Origin of the sequence: Sphingobium soli (assembly GCF_020782245.1) — a bacterium.
Classification (GTDB): Bacteria; Pseudomonadota; Alphaproteobacteria; order Sphingomonadales; family Sphingomonadaceae; genus Sphingobium; species Sphingobium soli.
On sequence record NZ_JAJGNP010000003.1, the window covers coordinates 134354 to 153712 of the forward strand.

The window sequence follows — 19359 nt, forward strand, 5'->3', positions numbered from 1 at the left end:
TATTACAATCCATTGATAGCTGCGAAGGGATCGTCGCTCGCGTCCTCGTTCCAGCGATATTCGGCCCGGTCGGCGACCCATTGCGCCAGCACCTTGCCATAGAGCTTGGCGATCAGCGCGAGCGCCATGTCGGTGCCGGCGGACACCCCCGACGACGTGATGAAGCGGCCATCCTCCACCCAGCGCGCATGGGGCACCCAATGCACCTCCTTGCCTTGCGCGGTAGCCCATTGCCACGCCATCTTGTTGCTGGTGGCGCGCACACCGTTCAACAGCCCTGCCTTCGCCAGCAGTCCCGATCCGGTGCAGATGCTCGCCACTTGCGGCGTCGCCTCCGCAAGCCGCTTCATCGCGCCCAGGAACGCCGGATTGTCGACCTCCCGCCGCGTGCCCGATCCGCCCGGCACCATCACAATGTCCAGCTTGGGCGCGTCGGCAAAGCTCACATCGGCAACGGTCTTGGGACCAGTGCGGCTCGCGACCGGCCCCGCCTTCTCGGCAATCAGCACCGTATCGACGCGGTCATTGATCATGCCGAACATTTCCAGCGGCCCGAACACATCGAGCAGCTCAAACCCCTCGAACACCACCATGCCCAGCGTCTTGCGCGGCCCTTGCGGCGGCACCGGCGGCGTGCCGGTAACGGGCGTGGCGGCGGTCGACGGGGTCGGCGCGGCCGCCATCAGCGCGGACCCGATGAGCAGGTCGCGGCGCGACGGGGTGATGGGCGGCATGGGCATGATCGCATCTCCTTTCCTTCCTCAACGATTGGCGGATCAGAAACCGCGATCCTCTTCGCGGTCCCCTCCGCATCCCTTGTACACGCCCTGCGCAAAGGCGATCTGCACCCGGTCGGACCAGAGCGCGTCGCTCATTCCGTCACTGCACGGCCCCTCGCTGATCGTCATGGTAAAGCCGTCGCCCAGATAGCGCAGCGACTTGCTGTCCATTTCCTGGCGCACGCCGTAGCGGAGAGGCGGTGCATCTGGCCGCTCCAGCACCGCCGTCGCGCCCCGCACGGTTACAGCCCAAAAGGGTTCGGTGCCAATGGCGCGATAGTCGGGCGGAGATGGATCGCGCGCTGATGTTCCACGTGAAACCAAAGGCTTGGCCGGTGGCGCAACCGACGTCGACCTGTCGCCTTCGTTGTCGGACTTTGCGGGCTCCGTGGTGATCGGCGCGCGCACCACTTCCGCTTCGCGCTCGATCCCGGCCGCGTTCACCACCGCCCTCGGCTCGTCCCCGCACCCGGCCGATAGCGCCAGCAGCAGCAGAGCCGCCAGCCTCATCCCGCCACCGCCTCGCGTCGGAAGCAATCCGCCGCATGGTCGTTCACCAGCCCCGTCGCCTGCATCCAGGCGTAAACGATCGTCGGGCCGACGAATTTGAAACCGCGTTGCTTCAGATCCTTGGAAATAGTCTCCGACAGCGCCGTTTTCGCCGGAAAGGATCGCCCATCATTGCGGATCGGCTGCCCGTCTACGAACGCCCAGGCATAATCCGCGAAATCCTCGCCGGAATCGCGCATCGCGCCAAAGATGCGCGCGCCGGCAATCGTCGCTTCTATCTTCGCGCGCGCCCGCACGATGCCGGTATCGCCCATCAGCCGCTCGACATCGGCCGGGCCGAACGCCGCCACGCGGTCTGGATCGAACCTGGCAAAGGCAGCGCGAAAGGCGTCCCGCTTGCGCAGGATGGTGATCCAGGACAGCCCCGCCTGAAACCCCTCCAGCATCAGCATTTCCCACAACATGCGGGAATCGCGCTGCGGGACGCCCCATTCCTCGTCATGATAGGCGCGATAAAGCGGGTCGGTGCCGCACCAGCTGCACCGGACCGGCCCCATCTCAAACGTCCAGATTGGCGACGTTCAGCGCATTGTCCTGGATGAACTCGCGGCGGGATTCGACCACATCGCCCATCAGCTGGCTGAAAATTTCGTCGGCAATGTCCGCCTGCTCCACCTCGACGCGCAGCATCGACCGGTTGTCGGGGTCCAGCGTGGTTTCCCACAATTGCTCGGCATTCATCTCGCCAAGCCCTTTATAGCGCTGGATCGACAAGCCCTTCCGCCCGGCGGCCAATATCGCCTCCAGCAGATCGCTGGGGCTGGTGATGGTCGCGCCCTTGGCGGGGGCCGCCGGCAGGTCGTCCTCGCCCGCATCTTCCGCCGCCTGCGCCGCCTTGGCCGAAACCAGCCGGCTGATGCTCTGGTAGCTCGCCGCTTCCTCGCTGGCGATGGTGTGCAGCTTGCGCGCTTCGGCCGACCCGATGAAGCCACCCTCGATCATGTGGTGATCGGTGACGCCGCGCCACAGCCGTTCGAAATGGAAACCGCCCTCCTGCGCAATACGGCCCGACCAGCGGCCTTCGGAGTCATGGGCGCCCAGCCAGGTCACGGTCGCGGCCAGCCGCTCCGCCTGGCTCTCTTTCGACAGTTCCGGGTCGAGCGCGCCATTGATGCTCAGCGCTTCGATGATCTGCGGATTATAGCGGCGCGGCACATAGCGCATCACCGCACGCATCCGCCGCCCATGCTCGATCAGGCCGCGCAGGTCATCGCCGCCGCGGGCACCGCCGCCGGTTTCCAGCACCATCGTCTCGACGCCATTGTCGACCAGATATTGCTCCAGCGCCGCCTCGTTCTTGAGGTAGACTTCCGACCGGCCCCGGCTCGCCTTGTAGAGCGGCGGTTGCGCGATGTAGAGATGCCCCGCCTCGATGATCTGCGGCATCTGGCGGTAGAAGAAGGTCAGCAGCAGCGTGCGGATATGCGCGCCATCGACGTCGGCGTCGGTCATGATGACGATCTTGTGGTAGCGCAGCTTTTCCAGGTTGAAATCGTCGCGAATGCCCGTGCCCATCGCTTGGATGAGCGTGCCCACCTCCTTGGACGACAGCATCCGGTCGAACCGCGCCCGTTCGACGTTCAATATCTTGCCCTTCAATGGCAGGATCGCCTGATTGTGGCGATTGCGCCCCTGCTTGGCCGAACCGCCGGCCGAATCACCCTCGACCAGGAACAGTTCGGACTTGGCCGGGTCACGCTCCTGGCAGTCGGCGAGCTTGCCGGGGAGCGACGCGATGTCCATCGCGCCCTTGCGCCGGGTCAGCTCGCGCGCCTTCTTCGCCGCCTCGCGCGCGGCGGCGGCGTCTATCACCTTCTGCACGATCATCTTGCCGTGCGCGGGATTTTCTTCCAGCCACTCGGCCATCTTGTCCGCCATCAGGCTTTCGAGCGGCTGACGCACTTCGGACGACACCAGCTTGTCCTTGGTCTGCGACGAGAATTTGGGATCGGGAAGCTTCACCGACACGATCGCCGTCAGCCCCTCGCGCATATCCTCGCCGGTGAGGGACACCTTCTCTTTCTTGAGCGCGCCCGATTTTTCCGCATAGTTGTTCAAGGTGCGGGTCAGCGCCGCGCGGAACGCGGCCAGGTGCGTGCCGCCGTCGCGCTGCGGGATGTTATTCGTGAAACACAGCACATTTTCATAATAGCTGTCGTTCCATTCCAGCGCGACGTCGATGGTCACATCGTCGCGCGTGCCCGCGATCGCGATCGGATCGGGCATCAGCGCATTCTTGTTGCGATCCAGATATTTGACGAAGGCCGCGATCCCGCCTTCGTAGAACAGCTCGACTTCCTTCTTCTCCTCATGCCGCGCATCGACCAGAAACAGGCGCACGCCGCTATTGAGGAACGCCAGCTCGCGATAGCGATGCTCCAGCTTGTCGAAATCATAGTCGGTCTGGTTCTTGAACGTGCCGCCGTCGCCGGGCGCCTTCTCGGTCGACGCCAGGAAAGTGACGCGCGTCCCCTTCTTCCCTTCTGGCGCGTCGCCGATCACCTTCAGCGGCGCGGTCGCATCGCCATAGGCGAAGCGCATATAATGTTCCTTGCCGTCCCGCCAGATATTGAGGTCCAGCCATTCGGACAGGGCGTTGACCACAGATACGCCCACGCCGTGCAGGCCGCCCGACACCTTATAGGCATTATCGTCACTGGTATTCTCGAACTTCCCGCCCGCATGCAGCTGGGTCATGATGACCTCGGCCGCCGACACGCCCTCTTCCTTGTGGATGCCGGTGGGGATGCCGCGGCCATTATCCTCGACGCTGACGGAGCCATCGGGGTTGAGCGTGATGACGATCCTGTCGCAATGACCGGCCAGCGCCTCGTCGATCGCATTGTCGCTGACCTCGAACACCATATGGTGCAGGCCGCTGCCATCGTCGGTGTCGCCGATATACATGCCGGGCCGCTTGCGCACGGCGTCCAGACCTTTCAGCACCTTGATGCTGTCGGCGCCATAATCATTTTTGTTGCTGCTATTCAGGGGTTCTTCGCTCATGCCAAGCCTATAGGGAATGCGCCTATGAAACTAAAGCGAAACATGGCGTCTTTCCCCCGCGTCCCGCCCGGTCTATCACGCTTTCCATGCGCATTGTCCCTGCCCTGATGCTGGTCCTCGCCGCCTGCTCGCAAAGCAACGACGTCTATGAGGAATTGCCCAACAGTTCGCTCGCGGGCGCGCCGCGGGAGGTGGTGCCCGACAGCCGGATCGAATCCACGCTGGCGCGGCTGGTGACGATCGGCGAGGATGGCCCGCGCCTCGACGCTTGCGGGGTGATGGGGCAGGTGACGCGCGCGGGCGGCAATGGTCTTGCCTTGCGCGCCGCGCCTTTTGCCGAAGCCAAAAGCGTCGCAACCCTGGAGGAGGGCGCGCGGCTGCATGTCTGCACGCGCAGCATCGACCAGAAATGGCTGGGCGTCGTCGTGCGCCCGGCTCCGGCGGACGGTGACGGCACCCCGGCCGTCGATTGCGGCGTGTCCTCGCCGGTGGACCGCAAACAGGCCTATGAAGGGCCGTGCGCCAGCGGCTGGGTCGCCAGCGCCTATGTCCGGCTGATCGCGGGATAGGCGCGGGCCTGCCCTTCGCCAAAAGAGCCAGCACATGGCTTGTCCCGGCCCCTGCGCCTCGGCTAGAGCCGGGGGCAACGCTTTTACGGAGACCCTTGTGGCCTACGCGCTTTATCAGATCATCGTCATCCTGCTCGACGTGCTGTGGTGGATCATCATCATTCAGGCGATCATGAGCTGGCTGATCGCCTTCAACGTCGTCAACATGGGCAATGACTTCGTGCGCACCGTCATGGTCGCGCTCGACCGGATGACCGCGCCCATCTACAACCCCATTCGCCGGGTGATGCCGGACTTGGGCGCGCTCGACCTGTCGCCGATGGTGGTGCTGCTCGCCATCCTGATCATCCGCCAGGCCATATTGCCGCCGCTCTTCGGCTTCGTGTGACGGCCTGGAGCCGATCGGGCGCGGATCTGCTGCTGGCGATCCGCCTGACGCCCGGATCGGCCCGGCAGGAGATCGGTGGCGTCTGGCGTGATGACAGGGCCGCGCCGTGGCTTACCGCAAGGGTGCGCGCAGTGCCGGAAAAGGGCCGCGCCAACGCCGCGCTCATCGCCCTGCTGGCGCAGGCGCTGGATTGGCCGAAAAGCGCAATTATGCTGGAATCGGGTGATAGCAACCGGCTAAAGCGGCTGCGGATCATCGGCGGCGGCGGGGCGCAGGACCGACTGGTGGCCTGCATCGAACAGTGGATGGAACAGATATGAGCATCGGCAAGATCATCGACGGCAAGGCGTTCGCCGCCAGCCTGCGCGAACGGATCGCGCAGGCGGTCCCGGTTTTCGTGGAACAGGCGGGACGTAAGCCGGGCCTGGCGGTCGTGCTGGTGGGGGAAGACCCGGCGAGCAGCGTCTATGTCCGCTCCAAGGGCAAGATGACGGTCGCGGTCGGCATGGACAGTTTCGAGTTCAAGCGGCCCGCCACGATCGGCCAGGACGATCTGCTCGACCTGATCGAGGAACTCAACCAGGACGAACGGGTCGACGGCATCCTCGTCCAGCTGCCGCTGCCCAACCATATCGACGAAGCCGCCGTGATCGCCGCCATCGATCCGGCCAAGGATGTCGACGGTTTCCACGTCGTCAACGCCGGCCGCCTCGCCACCGGGCAGGAGGCGCTGGTGCCCTGCACGCCAATGGGCTGCATCATGCTCCTGAAGGATGAACTGGGCGACCTCAGCGGCAAGGAAGCGGTGGTGATCGGCCGGTCGAATATCGTCGGCAAGCCGATGGCGCAATTGTTGCTCGCTGAAAACGCGACCGTCACCATCGCGCACAGCCGCACCCATGATCTGGCCAGCGTCGTCCACCGCGCCGACATCGTTGTCGCCGCAGTGGGTCGCCCGGAAATGATCAAGGGCGAATGGATCAAGCCCGGCGCGACCGTGATCGACGTGGGCATCAACCGCGTCCCCGATGACGAGGATACCGGAAAAAGTCGTATTGTGGGTGATGTCGCCACGGCCGAGGCGCTGGCCCATGTCGGCGCGATCACCCCCGTTCCCGGCGGTGTCGGGCCGATGACCATTGCGGTCCTGCTGCGCAACACGCTGGTCGCCGCCCACGCTCGCGCCGGGCTGGCGAAGCCGGACGGCCTGTGAGCGCGCGGCTCGCCCTGCTGGCGATCGGTGCTGCGGCCCTGGTCGCGGCCCGCCCGCCAATGCGCTATCAGCCCGATCCCAGCTCTGTGATCGCCGCCGAAATCGCCTTCAACCGGCTGGCGCAGGACAAGGGACAATGGACCGCCTTCCGTGAAACCGCCGCCGACGATGCGGTGATGTTCGTGCCCGACAAAGTGCTGGCGAAGGACTGGCTCAAGAAACAGGCGGACCCGCCGGCATCGGTCAATTGGTCGCCCTCCACCGTCTATGTCTCGTGCGACGGGCGGCTCGCGGCCAGTACCGGCAACTGGAAGCGCCCGGACGGATCGGTCGGCTATTTCACCACCATCTGGCGGCGCGACAAGAAGGGGCGCTGGCAGTGGATCCTGGATCATGGCGACACGCTCGCCACGCCGCGCCCAGCGTCCGATATCCTGTCGGGCAAGGTCGCCACCTGCAAGCGCGCCACCCGGCCCGACGGCCCGCCCGCTAAGGACGGCAAGGACGCGCCGCCTGCCGATGACAGCCTGCTCTGGACCGCTGAAGTCGCCCCCGACAAAAGCCGCCGCGTCACCGTCCGCATGTGGACGGGCGCGGCCTATGAAACCGTCATCGACGATAACGTAAAGGCCGGATCATGATCGCCCTGTTCCTGTCCGCCTTCGTCACCTTGTTCGTGGTGATCGACCCGCCCGGCTGTGCGCCCATCTATGCCAGCATCACCAACGGCGCCAGCGCGGCGCAGCGCCGGGCCATGGCGGTGCGCGCGGTGGGCATCGCCGCCGCGATCCTGCTGGTCTTTGCTTTGTGGGGCAAACAGCTGCTCGGCATGCTGGGCATCGAACTCGACAGTTTCCGCATTGCCGGCGGCATCATGCTCTTCATCATCGCGATGGACATGGTGTTCGAAAAGCGCACCCAGCGGCGCGAGGATCGGGCGCAGAAGATCGCCGATACGCCCGAGGTGGAGGATGTCTCCGTCTTCCCCATGGCGATGCCGATGATCGCCGGGCCGGGGTCGATTGCGACGGTGATGCTGCTGATGTCGCGCACCGACGGCTTGATCGAACGCATGGTCGTGCTGGGCGCGGTCGTCGTGACGTTGCTCCTGATGCTTGGCGCACTGATCGCCGCGGGGCCGCTGATGGCGCTGCTGGGGCACAAGATCGAAGCGGTCATCACCCGGCTGCTGGGCGTGCTTCTGGCGGCCCTGGCGTCCCAATTCGTGATCGATGGGCTGAAAGCCAGCTTCTGACCCCGCGCTCGATCGTTGAATGAAAAAGGGCGACCCGTCTGGGCCGCCCTTTTTCTTGTTACCGCTTGCCCGCAAACCAGCTGGCGAGCGGGGCCTTCAACCGTTGCCGCGTTTCGACCCGCGTCTTGACCGACGCGATGGCGCGGTCAACGACCTTGCGCGATTCCGGCGTCAGATATTGGGTGGCATAGGCGTCCAGCTTGGTCGCCATCGCCGGGTCGGCCGAACCGCCACCCAGCCGCGCGAGCGCCTGGCTGCGCGCCGACACGTCGATCAGCGCCTCATATTGCGCCCGGTGCGCCAGCACGAAGTCCACCGCCTGCATCGGATGCGCATAGCCGACCTGGCCGATGATCGCTGCGCTGGTGGTCTTGCCCGGCTCGTCAGTCAGCGCCAGGTCCAGCGCCTGCGCGGCCAGCTTTTCGTCGCGCGCACCGCCCAGCAGCGCATAGAGCGTGCTCTTTTCCAGGTCGGTCTTCGCCGCCTTGGCCATGGCGCGCAGTTTGTCCCAGGTCGCCTGATCGGCGTTTTTGGCGATGATGCCCAGCCACACATTGCGCAGCGGGCCGTCCAGGGCGGTCGGGTCGCTGTCCAGCGCGGCGAAGCGACGATTGGCTTCGGCCACCACGGCCTTGTCGCCCATGTCGCCCAGCGTCGATATCAGCGCGGAGCGCAGCACCGGCACCTGCGATCCCTCGCCCGCCTTGGCGTCATAACCGATCGCGTTGAGGACAGGCGTCAGCTTGCGCGAACTATAGGCGACGACCCGGTCCTGCGCCGCCTTGTCGCTCTCCAGCATGTCATAGGCGCTGCCCAGATAGCCGGGCACTTCGGCCAGCACGGCGGGACTGGCGCTCGCCGGCACCGCGTCGACCAGATCGAGCGCCAGCCCGATCGGCTGATATCCGCCCAGGCCCAGCGCGAAATTGTCGGCCAGCAGGCCGGTCTGGTCGATGCTGGCCAGCTTCGTGAAGTGCTTGGCCAGCGCCTTCACATTGGCCTCCGGGTACAGCGAGCGATAATAGCCCGTCTGGCCCGCATTGACGACATAGGCGCCGCATCCGGGCAGCGTGACCTGTCCCTTGCCCTGCAGGATCAGGCGCTGCGCCTCGCCACCGATCGTCTGCGCCTTGACCGGCACGTTCCAGCTGAGCGGCGTTTTATTCTTCTGGTCTCGGCTAAATTCACCCTGGCTGAGCGACAGTACGGTCTGGCCGCCCCGGCACTGGGCGCTGTCCACCTTCACCAGCGGGATGCCCGGCTGGCTGGTGAAGTCATGGGCGATGCTCACCAGCCCCTTCGCGCCCGCGCCCTCGACCGCCTTCCATAGGTCGTCTGTGACGGTGTTGCCATAGGCGTGGGCCTTCATATAGGCCTGAATGCCCGACTTCCACGCATCCTCGCCGGCATAGCCTTCCAGCATGGTGATGACCGCTTCACCCTTCTGATAGGTGATGGCGTCGAACGCCTGGTTCACCTGATCGACGGTGGTGACCTTCTGCACGACCGGATGGGTGGTGGCGAGCGAATCGAGGCTCATCGCCGCCTCGCGCCCGTCGACGCGGGTCAGCAGCATTTCCCAGTCGGGTTGCAGCTTGTCCGTCACCTTGGTCGCCATCCAGCTGGCAAAGCCTTCATTCAGCCACAGATCGTCCCACCATGCCATGGTGACGAGGTCGCCGAACCACTGGTGCGCCATTTCATGCGCGACGGTTTCGTAGATGCGCCGCTTGGTCGCTTCCGACGTGAAGCGCGGATCGACCAGCAGCGCCCGTTCGAAGGTGAAGATCGCGCCCCAATTCTCCATCGCGCTGAAAAACTGGCTCTGGCCCGGTCCCGCCACATTGTCGAGCTTGGGCAGGGGGAAGGGCACGCCGAAATAGTCGTTGAAATAGGGCAGGATGCTGGCCGACGCGTCGAGCGCCAGCTGCGCCTTGCCGCTATTGCCCTTGCCGGTGATGACGCCGACTTCGGTCTGGCCGGCCATCTTGGTGGCGCGTTCCAGTTCGCCCAGGCCAAAGAACAGCAGATAGGTCGACATTTTGGGACTGGTGCCAAATGTCACGCGGGTCTTGCCACCGCCCATGTCCGCCGTCGATTTGACCGGCATGTTGCCGACCGCCATCAGGCCCGTGGGGATGACGGCGCTCAGGTCGAATGTCGCCTTGTAGCTCGGCTCGTCCCAGCTCGGCACGAAACGGCGCGCATCGGGCGCTTCGAACTGGGTGAACAGCGCGCGCTTCGCCTGACCGTCATTATTGGTATAGTCGAGCGCGAAAAGGCCGTTCGCCTGTTGGTTGATGACGCCGGCATAGGCGATGGCCAGCCGGTAATTGCCCGGCGCGACCGGCTTGCCGAAATCCAGGCTGACGGTCTGCGCCTGCGCATCGACCGTCGCCTTGCCCTTGATCGCCCGGCCGCTCGACGGTGTCAGCGTCACGTCGCCAAAGCTCAGGTCGGCGGCGTTCAGCACCAGCTGCGGCATGGTCTGGGTGACGGTCACGTCGATGACGGTGTTGCCGGTGAAGCGCAGGTTGGCCGCGTCGGGCGTCACCTCAATGGTGTAATGGCTGGGCACCGCGCCATGCGGCAATTGCGTGGTGATGCCGGCCGCCGGGCCAGTGGGGGCGGCGCTCTGCGCCAGCGCGGGCGTGGCAAGGGCGACGGGGGCAGCCGCGATCAGCAGCGGCAGGATTTTTGCAAAGCTCATGGGGTGACAGACTCCGACACGTCTTGAAGGGCGGCATGAGATTGTATCTCTCGCCCAATGAACGCGGGATCAACCGTTTCGTCGCATCGGTCAAGCGATCACGCCGCGCATCCCTGTCGTTGGTCGATGTCTGTTGCCCGTTTGTCAAACAAGCGGGCGCATTGGTCAGCCTCGTCCGCGATAGCCCGGCACGTCCTGCGGCGGCAGCCACATGCCCATAGGCGGTTCGCCGGACTGCCAGAAGACGTCGATGGGAATGCCGCCGCGCGGATACCAATATCCGCCGATGCGCAGCCAGATCGGCCGCATCTCCGCGAACAGCCGCTCGCCAATGCCCACGGTGCAATCCTCATGGAAACCGGCATGGTTGCGGAACGCGCCCAGGAACAGCTTGAGCGATTTGGATTCGACGATCGTGTCGCCGGGCGCATAATCGATTACCAGATGCGCGAAATCGGGCTGGCCGGTCACGGGGCAGAGCGACGTGAACTCCGGCGCGGTAAAGCGCACCAGATAGGGGCGGCCGGGCCGGGGATTGGGCACATAGTCCAGGACGGCGTCCTGCGGCGAAGCGGGCAGGGCACTGGCCTGGCCCAAATGAATCGGGGTCGTGGGAAGGTTGGTCATGACCGCGCATCTACGCGATCGCACGGCTGATGTCATCGCCGCGCATTGTTCACTTGCGGTTCAGTGCGTCTTGTGCCTTGGCTTGCCTATGGGGTCTCTTATTCGTTCGTTCTGGATTGCCGCGCCATTGCTGATGGCCGCGCCGCTCGCCGCGCAGGAAACGCAGCAGCCGAGCGGCGGATTTTCCCTGCCGCCGTCCCGACCCGCGCCCGACCCCAATCGGCAGGGTCCCGAACTCGACGTCTATCGAGATCCGGTAACGCCGCGCGCCAATCCGCCCGTAACCGCTCCCTCCACAACGACGCCGGCCGTCAGCGCGCCACCTGTAACCGCGCCAACCGTGACGCCCCCGCGGGCCACGGTCCAGCCCGTGCCCTCGACGCCCCGGCAACAGGCGTCGCCGCCCCGAGCGCAAGCGCCTCGCACAGCGCCATCGACCGAGCGCGACACCTCGACCCGCGCGTCCCCGCCGTCCGAACCCGTCGAGCCGGAACCACAGGCGACGCCAACCCCGTCCAACGACGCTGCGCCCGCCCCAGCGCCAGCGTCGCCTCCTGCGCCTGCGGAAAATGCCGCGACGCCGGATGTTGCCCGCGAACCACCGCCCGCGCCTGCCCCCCAGCAGGAGGCGTCAGCGCTATCGTGGATCATCGGCGTCGTCGTAGCTCTGCTCGCCCTCCTTGGCGCCATCCTCCTGCAACGCCGTCGCCGATCGTCCGACGCAGCGCGCGCTCCTCTCGCTCCCGCGCCCGAACCAGTCGCCGACGCGCCCCCGCCGGCGCGCCCGCGGCCTGCCACCCCGCCGCCCGCTCCAGCGCCACCAGCGCCCGCTGAACCGGTATCCCCGCCATCCGACCGTCCCTGGATTGCGATGGACCTGGTCGTCAGCCAGGCGCGCTATTCGCTGATGGGCGTGACCGTCGCCTACGTCCTCATCCTCCATAATCGCGGCACAGTGGCTGCGCAGGATCTGCTGGTGCGCGGCGTCATCGGCAATGCCGGCGCGCAGCAGCAGGCCTTGTTGCAGGACTTTCTCGCCGGGCAGGAAGGCACGCCACTGCACAGCGTGGTGACGATCGCGCCGGGCGAAACGCGGCAGCTGACGGGCGAACTGCGCCTCACCCCCGATCGGATCGTCCCGGTGGCGATGGGCCAGCGTAGCCTGCTCATCCCGCTGGCCGCGTTCGACGCCGCCTATCGCTGGGGCGGGGTGGAAGGTGACGATCTCCCGTCGGGACGGACCGCGCGCGCCTTCATCGTCGGCCAGGAACAGGAACCTCCGACCGATCGGCTCGCGCCCCTGCGATTGGATCAGGGCCCGCGCCAATATCGCCGACCCGCCGCGCGCGCCGCCGCCGAACTGGCGCCGGCCTGACGCCTCTTTCCACGGCCGCTCCATCGCCCTAAACCGGGATTGGCTTATAAACTCTCCGGGAAAGGCGCCGCATGACCATTTTCGTGTCCACCGACTGGCTGGCGGACGAATTGGGCAAGCCCGATCTCGTTATTCTGGACGCCAGCCTGTTCCTGCCCGGCACGCCGCGCGACCCGCAGGCCGAATATGCCGAAGCCCATATTCCGGGCGCAGCGTTCATGGATCTTCCCAGCCTCAACGATCCCGATGATCCGACGCCGGGCATGCTGCCACCCGACGCGATGATGACGCAGCGCATGCAGGCGCTGGGGGTGAACGCGAACAGCCGGATCATCGTCTATGACAACAGCCCGACGCACAGCGCCGCGCGCGGTTGGTGGATGATGCGCGTCTATGGCCTGGGCGCGTCGGCCGCGATCCTCGACGGGGGTCTGCCCAAATGGCGGGCGGAAGGGCGGCCGGTGGAAAGCGGCCTGCCGACGATCGCGCCCGGCAACGCCGTCGCCCGGCTCGATCGGACACAGGTCCGCACCAAGGCCGATCTGCGCGCCAATCTGGAGAGCGGGCGGGCGCAGGTGATCGACGCGCGCGGCGCAGGCCGCTTCACCGGGGAAGAGGCGGAGCCGCGCCCCGGCATGGCGTCTGGCCATATCCCCGGCAGCCGCAACCTCCCATCCTCCGCGCTGTTCCTGCCCGACAACTGCATGAAGCAGGGCGACGATCTGCGGCAGGCGTTTGCGGATGCCGGCACCGATTTCGATCGTCCTATCATCACCAGCTGCGGCAGCGGCGTCACTGCGGCCATCCTGCTCGCGGGCCTTGAATCGCTCGGCAAGCACGACGTTAGCCTGTATGATGGCAGCTGGTCGGAATGGGGCTTCGATCCCGCCACGCCCAAGGCGGCCGGCCCGGCATGAGCGGCAAGGACAAGGGAAAGGACGGGCGCAAGCCCCTGACGCAGCTGGTGCAGGCGGGCCGCAAGCCGGAATGGACCGGTATGCCCGGCCAGCCCGGCGGCATCGTCAGCCCGCCGGTCTGGCGCGCCTCCACCATCCTTTATGACGATGTCGCGCATCTGCGCCAAGCCGCCGCCAGCAGCACGCATGAACGGCTCTTCTACGGGCGCAAGGGGACGCCGACCGCCTGGAGCCTGGCCGACGCGCTCACCGAAATGGAGCCGGGGGCGGCGGGGACGATGCTATTCCCGTCGGGCGTAGCGGCGATCGCCTGCGCGCTGATGGCTGTGCTGAAACCTGGCGATCGGCTGCTTATGGTCGACAGCGCCTACGATCCGACCCGGTCCTTCTGCACCCAGATGCTCAGCCAGCACGGCATCGAAACCGTCTATTACGATCCGCTGGCACCTGGCCTTGACGCGCATCTCGCCAGCGGGCCGATCCGCGCCATCTTCCTGGAAAGCCCCGGAAGCCTCACTTTCGAGGTGCAGGATGTGCCGGCCATCACCGCCTGGGCGCGGGCGCATGGCGTCGTCACGCTCATGGACAATACCTGGGCGACGCCGCTCTATTTCCCGGCCATGGCTCATGGCGTCGACATCGCCATCCTCGCCTGCACCAAATATATCGTCGGCCACAGCGACGTCATGATGGGTAGCGTCACCGCCAACGCCGACTGGTTCGGCAAGATTCGCCAGACCGCCTATCTCTTCGGCCAGATGGTCAGTCCCGACGACGCTTGGCTGGCGGCGCGCGGGCTGCGCACGCTGGGCGTCCGGCTGGCGCAGCACCGCGATGGCGCATTGGCCGTGGCGCGCTGGCTGAAGGATCAGCCGGGCGTCGCGCGCGTCCTGCATCCCGCCCTTCCCGACTGCCCCGGCCATGCCCATTGGTCGCGCGATTTTTCCGGGTCGACCGGCCTCTTCACCTTCATCCTCGATGGCGGGGATGACGCCGCGCGCGCCGCCCTTATCGACGGGCTGGCCCATTTCGGCATCGGCTATAGCTGGGGCGGCTTTGAAAGCCTGGCGCTGCCCGTCGATCCCGCCCGCTACCGCAGCGCCACCCGTTGGCAGGCGGCTGGGCCGGCGGTGCGGCTGCATATCGGGCTGGAGGACCCCGCCGACCTCATCGCCGATCTCGACGCCGGCCTCGCGCGCTTCAGGGCGGCATGCTGATGCGGCTTGTCCCGCCCGAATTGCTGGCGCGGCTGGAGCGCAGCACGGACTGGATCGAAGCCGGCATCGCACTTGGCGTCGCGATCGGCCTCTATATCCTGTGCGCCGCGGTGGCGCGAATGATCGCGCGGCGCATCGAGCCACATTGCGCGCATCTTGGCCCCACTTTCACGCCGCATGTGCGTCCGCTCGTCCGCCACGGGCTGGCGACGCTGCTCGTCGGGATCGCCACGGCAGTCTGGCCGACCGGCACGACCGCCAATATCGTCCTGGCCTGCGTCATGGGCTGGGCGCTGGCGATGGTCGCCAATCATCTGCTGCGCGGCGTGTCGATCCCGCTCTGGGCGACGGTACCGCTCTCGATCCTGATCTTCGTCATGCTGCTGTCGGGCAGCACGGGGGGCATCACCCCGCTGGCGCAGATGATGGACAGCGTGGGCCTGCAACTGGGGAAGAGCCGGATCTCGCTGCTTGACGTCACCTCGGTCGCGGCGATTGGCGTCGGCCTGTTCGGTGCCGTGCGCCTTGCCAATCGCGTATTGGCGCGCAGCATATCCCGCTCGCGCGGACTGGACGCGACCCAGAAATTGCTGGCCGAAAAACTGGCGGGCATCGCCATCATCGCCGCCGCCTTCTTCTTCGGCATCGACGTGCTCGGAATCGACCTCACCGCTTTCGCCGTTTTCTCCGGCGCGCTGGGCCTGGCGGTCGGCTTCGGCCTGCAAAAGACGGTCGGCAATTTGATCGCAGGCATCATCCTGCTGCTCGACCGGTCGATCAAGCCGGGCGACGTCATCGTCGTGGGCGACAGCTTCGGCTGGGTGAACAAAATCGGCGTGCGCGCCGTCAGCGTCATCACCCGCGACGGCAAGGAACATCTGATCCCCAACGAAAATCTGATGACGCAGGAGGTTGAAAACTGGTCCTATTCCGACCGCAATGTGCGCATCCATATTCCCGTCGGCATCGCCTATGACAGCGATCTCGACCTCGCACAAAAGCTGATGATGCAGGCCGCGCTGGAAAGCCCGCGCGTGCTCAAGGATCCCAAGCCCAATGTCTGGCTGACCGGCTATGGCGACAACAGCGTCGATCATGAAATCCTCGCCTGGATCGCCGATCCCGAAGCCGGCGTCGGCAATGTCAAATCCGATGTGCTCGGCCGGCTGTGGCACCTGTTCCGCGATCACGGCGTCACCATCCCCTTCCCCCAGCGCGTGGTGCACATGGCAAAGCCACCGGCGGACGACTGACCATCCGTTGCTTTACGGGGTCGCATAGTGCGCCGGCCATGCCTATAAAGGCATCATGTCGCCACTGCTGCTTCTGCTCATCTTCGTCGCTACCGTCGCTGCGATGGAGGGTTTTGCCTATGTCATGCACCGCTGGGTGATGCATGGGCCGGGCTGGTTCCTGCATGCCAGCCATCACCGGCCCCGCACTGGCAACTGGGAAGCCAATGATCTGTATTTCGTGATCTTCGCCTTGCCTTCCATCCTGCTGCTGCTGGGCGGCGTTCAGTGGAATTGGGGCAGCTGGGCAACGGCGGTCGGGGCGGGCATTGCGGCCTATGGCGCTATCTATCTCGGCTTCCACGACATCATCGTGCATCAGCGCGTACGCAACCGCTATGTCGCCCGGTCGCGCTATATGAAGCGGATCGTGCAGGCGCATCGCCTGCACCACGCGGTGGAGACGAAGGACGGCACGGTCAGCTTTGGCTTTCTCGTCGCGTCCCATCCCGCTGCACTCAAGCAGGAACTGGCCCGCCGTTCGCGGGCCGGGGTGCGAAAGCCCGTCAGCCCGGCAGGTCCAGTCCTGCCACGTTGAACCGGAACCGGGTGGTTTCATCCTTGGTCCCGGTGATCAGGTCGACGTCGATGGTCCTGGCGGCCTTGATCGCCTCATAGGCCTTTTGCGATGGCGGCAATTCGATCCCGTCGTCGGTGGTGGTCATCCGACCCTTCCACTCCATCGGCTCCCCGCCATCCGCGCGCGCCGTTACCGCGCAATCGGACAGGTCGCACCGGAAAGGCGCGCCGACCAGCTTCACGCGCACCGTCTTTTCCCCATTGCTCATCGGCTGGACCAGCAAAACCGAAAATGTGTCGGGTGCGGTCATGGTGGCGACGCTGTTCGCGCTGCCGACATAGGCCAGCTTCGTTCCCTCGGCCTCTTCATATTTCCAGCTCTGGCCGATCTGCTCGCGCTGGGTCGGTGTCTTCGCCTTTTCCCCTGCCGAACAGGCGCTGATGAGCGCAATGCCGGCCATTATGATGACATGACGCATGGCAACGTCCTCCTTTTGACGAAAGGCAGGAACGCGCAGGCCGTCAGGCCGGTTTCATGCTGCCCGTCTTACCCCGCGTAACGCGCCGCCGTTTCCCGGATCAGGGCGATCATGTTGGGAATGCCCTGCGTGCGGTTTGAACTCAGCTGGTTCTTGAGGTCGAAGGGCGCCAGCGCGGCTTCGATATCGGTGCGCGCAATCTGCGCCGGGGCACTGTCCTGCACCGTCAGCAGCACCAGTGCGATGATCCCCTTGGTGATGGCCGCATTGCTGTCCGCCAGGAAATGGAGCCGGCCTCCCGTTTCCGAATCGCCGTCCAGCACGGTGGGATAGACCCACACGGCGGCCGAACAGCCCCGCACCAGCGTCGCATCGGTCTTGAGCGCGTCGGGCATCGGCTCCAGCGCGCGCCCCAGGTCGATCAGCAGCCGATAGCGATCGTCCGCGTCGAGAAATTCATATTCGTCCTGAATGTCGGCAAGTGCCGGGGGGGCAGCGGGCATATCGGTCATGGCCGCCCATATAGGCGCAAAAGCGGGCGCGGGAACCCCGTTACAGATCGACTCCCGCCGCGATTGCTTCCAGCTTACGAATACGTTCCTTAAGGTCCGCTACCTCGATCCGGGCGGCGGCCGATGGCGGCGCGGCGTCTTCGCCCTGCCGGCCCAGTTCCGCGCGCTTGAGGTCCAGCCAGCCATTCCAGCCGCGCAGCGCCGCTGTGGTCAGGATAGCGATGCCCGCCAGGGCCGTCGTCGCCAGCGTCAGATAAATATAGGGGTCGTGCATCTTGGCCTCCCTGTCGCACCGCGCTCAGTCGCGGCTGCGCAATTTGTCGAATTCCCGCTCCAGCGCGGTCGAATCATCGGTGGCGAGCCGTTCCAGCACGGCCACCCGGTCCTTGAGCGCCTTCACTTCGGCGCGCAGCCGGTCGGCTTCCGGATCGGGGCCGCGATGGATGAAATCCTCGCCCTTGTGGCGGTTCACCACGCCCATCCGGGCCTTCACCACCTGCGCGATCATCACGATGGCGATGATGGCGACGACCATTTCAAACGGATTCATGTCTCTTTCTCCCTGTTGGCGCCTCGTGCCACCGCATCTCAGTTGGCGGGGCCGCGCAGCCTTTCGATGTCGCGGGTCAACTGGTGGCTTTCATCAGTGACGATGCGCTCCACCACTGCCAGCCGGTCCTTCATCGATCCGATCTCGGCGCGCAGCTGGGCATTTTCCTGGCTCAGCAATTTGATGCGCTCGACCATTTCCTCATTCTTCTGCGGGTAGACGGCCTGGCCCCATGCGCCGTCCAGCGGATAGCCGTGGCGCACGCGCAACCACGTGGTGAAAATCCAGCCGCCAATCGCGATGATCGCGATGAACAGCCCGGCGCCGATGATCCACGGCAGGTTGGGCATGATGATGGCGTCCACCATATCGGTCTTGTCCATGGTCCCTTACTTCCCTTGGCTCACACCGGCTCAGCGCAGCGCGTCGATTTCACGGGCCGTCCGGGTGGCGGGATCGGTGGCGATCCGCTCCAGCACGGCGATGCGTTCCTCCAGCCGGCTGATCCGGCCCACCAGCTTTTCGTTTTCGCTGGACAGAAGGTCGATTTTTCGACCGGCGTCGGGATCGGTTCGATGAACGGTGTTTCCGTTATCATCCGTAACCGGATAGCCGTGCTTGACGCGCATCCAGGTTGTGATGACCCAGGCGCCCATGGACAGGGCGATGATGGCGATCACGAAATTGGGTCCGGCAAAAGTCATTGGCTCTCTCCTCCCTTAAGGATGCGGGGCTCAGCGCAGACTGTCGATTTCGTCAGCCAGGCGCGTGTTGCGGCTGGTATAATAGAGTTCGATGTCGGCGAGCCGGCGGTCGATGTCGCGGAATTTGGACCGGACGTCGCGGGTGGAACGGGCCGGATTGGCGCGCACCCCTTGCCAGAATTTCTCGTCGTCCCGGTCGCTGTAGAGGTCATTGGGCTTGGTGTCGGCGACAAAGCCGATCACGAAATAGCCCAGCAGGGTCCAGCCCACGATGAAGAAGGACAGGACCATCGCGACGCGAACCCAGACCACGTCGATCCCGGTATAGTCGGCGATGCCGGAGCACACGCCCATGAACTTCCCGTTCTTCTTGTCGAGATAGAATTTGGTGCGGCGGGCGCTCATGTCAGTTCCTCCGGTCGAAAGTGTAGCTGTCGTCCTGTGCCGGACGTTGCGGGCGGAAATCGGGATTGTCGGCGGCGACGATCCGTTCGACCGTCTGCAGCCTGTCTTCCAGCCGGCGGGCGAGAAGGTGGAGTTCATCCAGCAGCTTCTCGTCCTCGTCGGTGATCTTGGGGGCCTGCTTCCACTTGGTGACATAGTGGAAGATCAGCCAGGGCATGCCGATGAACAGCATGCCGCAGATCATGATGGGCAGGAACACCTCTTCCATCGGG

25 protein-coding genes are annotated in these 19359 nt (G+C 65.4%); 11 read left to right on the forward strand and 14 right to left on the reverse strand.

What is annotated here, in order from left to right; genetic code table 11:
- Positions 1–2: 2 nt before the first annotated feature.
- From LL253_RS05310 to gyrB, 4 genes are read right to left on the reverse strand one after another with little or no spacing between them, the layout of a single operon-like run.
- Positions 3–740: a DJ-1/PfpI family protein gene (locus LL253_RS05310; RefSeq protein WP_228226457.1), complete on the reverse strand. Its 738-nt coding sequence runs from the start codon at positions 738–740 to the stop codon at positions 3–5.
- A gap of 36 nt (positions 741–776) precedes the next feature.
- The gene (locus LL253_RS05315; protein WP_228226458.1) at positions 777–1289 is read right to left on the reverse strand and encodes a membrane-like protein; all 513 of its coding nucleotides are present in this window, start codon (positions 1287–1289) and stop codon (positions 777–779) included.
- Positions 1286–1846: a DNA-3-methyladenine glycosylase I gene (locus LL253_RS05320; protein ID WP_228226459.1), complete on the reverse strand. Its 561-nt coding sequence runs from the start codon at positions 1844–1846 to the stop codon at positions 1286–1288. Before LL253_RS05320 ends, LL253_RS05315 begins: the two co-directional genes overlap by 4 nt.
- Before the next feature lies 1 nt (position 1847).
- Entirely contained in the window at positions 1848–4355 is a 2508-nt protein-coding gene (gyrB, locus tag LL253_RS05325) for a DNA topoisomerase (ATP-hydrolyzing) subunit B (protein ID WP_009823264.1), read from the reverse strand.
- Positions 4356–4441: 86 nt separating this feature from the next.
- On the opposite strand from gyrB, the gene LL253_RS05330 reads away from it, so the two are divergent.
- The 6 genes from LL253_RS05330 to LL253_RS05355 all read left to right on the forward strand — a co-directional run bounded on the left by LL253_RS05330 (position 4442) and on the right by LL253_RS05355 (position 7780).
- Positions 4442–4924, forward strand: coding sequence for a hypothetical protein (locus LL253_RS05330; RefSeq protein WP_228226460.1), 483 nt, complete (start codon positions 4442–4444; stop codon positions 4922–4924).
- Between the two features lie 97 nt (positions 4925–5021).
- Positions 5022–5312 (forward strand): YggT family protein, encoded by a 291-nt coding sequence (locus LL253_RS05335; RefSeq protein ID WP_009823262.1) that lies wholly within the window; start codon positions 5022–5024, stop codon positions 5310–5312.
- On the forward strand, positions 5309–5632 hold the full coding sequence (locus LL253_RS05340) for a DUF167 domain-containing protein (RefSeq protein WP_228226461.1): 324 nt from the start codon (positions 5309–5311) through the stop codon (positions 5630–5632). Before LL253_RS05335 ends, LL253_RS05340 begins: the two co-directional genes overlap by 4 nt.
- The gene (folD, locus tag LL253_RS05345) at positions 5629–6525 is read left to right on the forward strand and encodes a bifunctional methylenetetrahydrofolate dehydrogenase/methenyltetrahydrofolate cyclohydrolase FolD (RefSeq protein WP_228226462.1); all 897 of its coding nucleotides are present in this window, start codon (positions 5629–5631) and stop codon (positions 6523–6525) included. The genes LL253_RS05340 and folD overlap by 4 nt, the downstream gene beginning before the upstream one ends.
- Positions 6522–7166 (forward strand): YybH family protein, encoded by a 645-nt coding sequence (locus LL253_RS05350; protein ID WP_228221395.1) that lies wholly within the window; start codon positions 6522–6524, stop codon positions 7164–7166. The genes folD and LL253_RS05350 overlap by 4 nt, the downstream gene beginning before the upstream one ends.
- A complete protein-coding gene (locus tag LL253_RS05355; RefSeq protein WP_009823258.1) occupies positions 7163–7780 on the forward strand; it encodes a MarC family protein in 618 nt (205 codons plus the stop codon). Before LL253_RS05350 ends, LL253_RS05355 begins: the two co-directional genes overlap by 4 nt.
- Before the next feature lie 58 nt (positions 7781–7838).
- On the opposite strand, the gene LL253_RS05360 is transcribed toward LL253_RS05355, so the two are convergent.
- The gene (locus LL253_RS05360) at positions 7839–10490 is read right to left on the reverse strand and encodes a M1 family metallopeptidase (protein WP_228226463.1); all 2652 of its coding nucleotides are present in this window, start codon (positions 10488–10490) and stop codon (positions 7839–7841) included.
- A 165-nt stretch (positions 10491–10655) separates the two neighbouring features.
- Positions 10656–11117 carry a preQ(1) synthase gene (gene queF / locus LL253_RS05365; RefSeq protein ID WP_228226464.1) on the reverse strand — a complete coding sequence of 154 codons (462 nt, stop codon included), beginning with the start codon at positions 11115–11117 and terminating at the stop codon, positions 10656–10658.
- Positions 11118–11205: 88 nt separating this feature from the next.
- On the opposite strand from queF, the gene LL253_RS05370 reads away from it, so the two are divergent.
- From LL253_RS05370 to LL253_RS05390, 5 genes are all read left to right on the forward strand, one after another.
- Positions 11206–12492: a hypothetical protein gene (locus tag LL253_RS05370; protein ID WP_228226465.1), complete on the forward strand. Its 1287-nt coding sequence runs from the start codon at positions 11206–11208 to the stop codon at positions 12490–12492.
- A 71-nt stretch (positions 12493–12563) separates the two neighbouring features.
- Positions 12564–13409 carry a 3-mercaptopyruvate sulfurtransferase gene (gene sseA, locus LL253_RS05375; protein ID WP_228226466.1) on the forward strand — a complete coding sequence of 282 codons (846 nt, stop codon included), beginning with the start codon at positions 12564–12566 and terminating at the stop codon, positions 13407–13409.
- Positions 13406–14626, forward strand: a complete 1221-nt coding sequence (metC, locus tag LL253_RS05380) for a cystathionine beta-lyase (protein ID WP_228226467.1) — start codon at positions 13406–13408, stop codon at positions 14624–14626. The genes sseA and metC overlap by 4 nt, the downstream gene beginning before the upstream one ends.
- Complete coding sequence (locus LL253_RS05385; RefSeq protein WP_228226468.1) at positions 14620–15879, forward strand: mechanosensitive ion channel family protein; 1260 nt, start codon at positions 14620–14622, stop codon at positions 15877–15879. Before metC ends, LL253_RS05385 begins: the two co-directional genes overlap by 7 nt.
- Before the next feature lie 55 nt (positions 15880–15934).
- Entirely contained in the window at positions 15935–16456 is a 522-nt protein-coding gene (locus LL253_RS05390; RefSeq protein WP_228226469.1) for a sterol desaturase family protein, read from the forward strand.
- On the opposite strand, the gene LL253_RS05395 is transcribed toward LL253_RS05390, so the two are convergent.
- From LL253_RS05395 to pspB, 8 genes are all read right to left on the reverse strand, one after another.
- Complete coding sequence (locus tag LL253_RS05395; RefSeq protein ID WP_228226470.1) at positions 16425–16916, reverse strand: hypothetical protein; 492 nt, start codon at positions 16914–16916, stop codon at positions 16425–16427. The two genes, LL253_RS05390 and LL253_RS05395, sit on opposite strands and share 32 nt — an antisense overlap.
- A gap of 68 nt (positions 16917–16984) precedes the next feature.
- Positions 16985–17428: a SufE family protein gene (locus tag LL253_RS05400; RefSeq protein WP_009823250.1), complete on the reverse strand. Its 444-nt coding sequence runs from the start codon at positions 17426–17428 to the stop codon at positions 16985–16987.
- Between the two features lie 40 nt (positions 17429–17468).
- On the reverse strand, positions 17469–17702 hold the full coding sequence (locus LL253_RS05405; RefSeq protein WP_228221383.1) for a hypothetical protein: 234 nt from the start codon (positions 17700–17702) through the stop codon (positions 17469–17471).
- Positions 17703–17726: 24 nt separating this feature from the next.
- Complete coding sequence (locus tag LL253_RS05410; RefSeq protein WP_009823248.1) at positions 17727–17978, reverse strand: hypothetical protein; 252 nt, start codon at positions 17976–17978, stop codon at positions 17727–17729.
- Positions 17979–18016: 38 nt separating this feature from the next.
- Positions 18017–18361, reverse strand: coding sequence for a hypothetical protein (locus LL253_RS05415; protein WP_228221381.1), 345 nt, complete (start codon positions 18359–18361; stop codon positions 18017–18019).
- 30 nt (positions 18362–18391) lie between these two features.
- Complete coding sequence (locus LL253_RS05420) at positions 18392–18682, reverse strand: hypothetical protein (protein WP_009823246.1); 291 nt, start codon at positions 18680–18682, stop codon at positions 18392–18394.
- 30 nt (positions 18683–18712) lie between these two features.
- Positions 18713–19087 (reverse strand): envelope stress response membrane protein PspC, encoded by a 375-nt coding sequence (gene pspC, locus LL253_RS05425; RefSeq protein WP_009823245.1) that lies wholly within the window; start codon positions 19085–19087, stop codon positions 18713–18715.
- Between the two features lies 1 nt (position 19088).
- On the reverse strand, positions 19089–19355 hold the full coding sequence (pspB, locus tag LL253_RS05430) for an envelope stress response membrane protein PspB (protein WP_009823244.1): 267 nt from the start codon (positions 19353–19355) through the stop codon (positions 19089–19091).
- Positions 19356–19359 lie beyond the last annotated feature (4 nt).

Coding starts and splice junctions, on each gene's coding strand:
- LL253_RS05310 (WP_228226457.1), bottom strand. CDS start 740: ATGCCCATGCCGCCCATCACCCCGTCGCGCCGCGACCTGCTCATCGGG.
- LL253_RS05395 (WP_228226470.1), bottom strand. CDS start 16,916: ATGCGTCATGTCATCATAATGGCCGGCATTGCGCTCATCAGCGCCTGT.
- LL253_RS05360 (WP_228226463.1), bottom strand. CDS start 10,490: ATGAGCTTTGCAAAAATCCTGCCGCTGCTGATCGCGGCTGCCCCCGTC.
- LL253_RS05415 (WP_228221381.1), bottom strand. CDS start 18,361: ATGGACAAGACCGATATGGTGGACGCCATCATCATGCCCAACCTGCCG.
- metC (WP_228226467.1), top strand. CDS start 13,406: ATGAGCGGCAAGGACAAGGGAAAGGACGGGCGCAAGCCCCTGACGCAG.
- sseA (WP_228226466.1), top strand. CDS start 12,564: ATGACCATTTTCGTGTCCACCGACTGGCTGGCGGACGAATTGGGCAAG.
- LL253_RS05355 (WP_009823258.1), top strand. CDS start 7,163: ATGATCGCCCTGTTCCTGTCCGCCTTCGTCACCTTGTTCGTGGTGATC.
- LL253_RS05315 (WP_228226458.1), bottom strand. CDS start 1,289: ATGAGGCTGGCGGCTCTGCTGCTGCTGGCGCTATCGGCCGGGTGCGGG.
- LL253_RS05320 (WP_228226459.1), bottom strand. CDS start 1,846: ATGGGGCCGGTCCGGTGCAGCTGGTGCGGCACCGACCCGCTTTATCGC.
- LL253_RS05410 (WP_009823248.1), bottom strand. CDS start 17,978: ATGAATCCGTTTGAAATGGTCGTCGCCATCATCGCCATCGTGATGATC.
- LL253_RS05330 (WP_228226460.1), top strand. CDS start 4,442: ATGCGCATTGTCCCTGCCCTGATGCTGGTCCTCGCCGCCTGCTCGCAA.
- LL253_RS05390 (WP_228226469.1), top strand. CDS start 15,935: ATGTCGCCACTGCTGCTTCTGCTCATCTTCGTCGCTACCGTCGCTGCG.
- queF (WP_228226464.1), bottom strand. CDS start 11,117: ATGACCAACCTTCCCACGACCCCGATTCATTTGGGCCAGGCCAGTGCC.
- LL253_RS05420 (WP_009823246.1), bottom strand. CDS start 18,682: ATGACTTTTGCCGGACCCAATTTCGTGATCGCCATCATCGCCCTGTCC.
- LL253_RS05405 (WP_228221383.1), bottom strand. CDS start 17,702: ATGCACGACCCCTATATTTATCTGACGCTGGCGACGACGGCCCTGGCG.
- LL253_RS05385 (WP_228226468.1), top strand. CDS start 14,620: ATGCTGATGCGGCTTGTCCCGCCCGAATTGCTGGCGCGGCTGGAGCGC.
- LL253_RS05370 (WP_228226465.1), top strand. CDS start 11,206: ATGGGGTCTCTTATTCGTTCGTTCTGGATTGCCGCGCCATTGCTGATG.
- pspB (WP_009823244.1), bottom strand. CDS start 19,355: ATGGAAGAGGTGTTCCTGCCCATCATGATCTGCGGCATGCTGTTCATC.
- pspC (WP_009823245.1), bottom strand. CDS start 19,087: ATGAGCGCCCGCCGCACCAAATTCTATCTCGACAAGAAGAACGGGAAG.
- folD (WP_228226462.1), top strand. CDS start 5,629: ATGAGCATCGGCAAGATCATCGACGGCAAGGCGTTCGCCGCCAGCCTG.
- gyrB (WP_009823264.1), bottom strand. CDS start 4,355: ATGAGCGAAGAACCCCTGAATAGCAGCAACAAAAATGATTATGGCGCC.
- LL253_RS05400 (WP_009823250.1), bottom strand. CDS start 17,428: ATGACCGATATGCCCGCTGCCCCCCCGGCACTTGCCGACATTCAGGAC.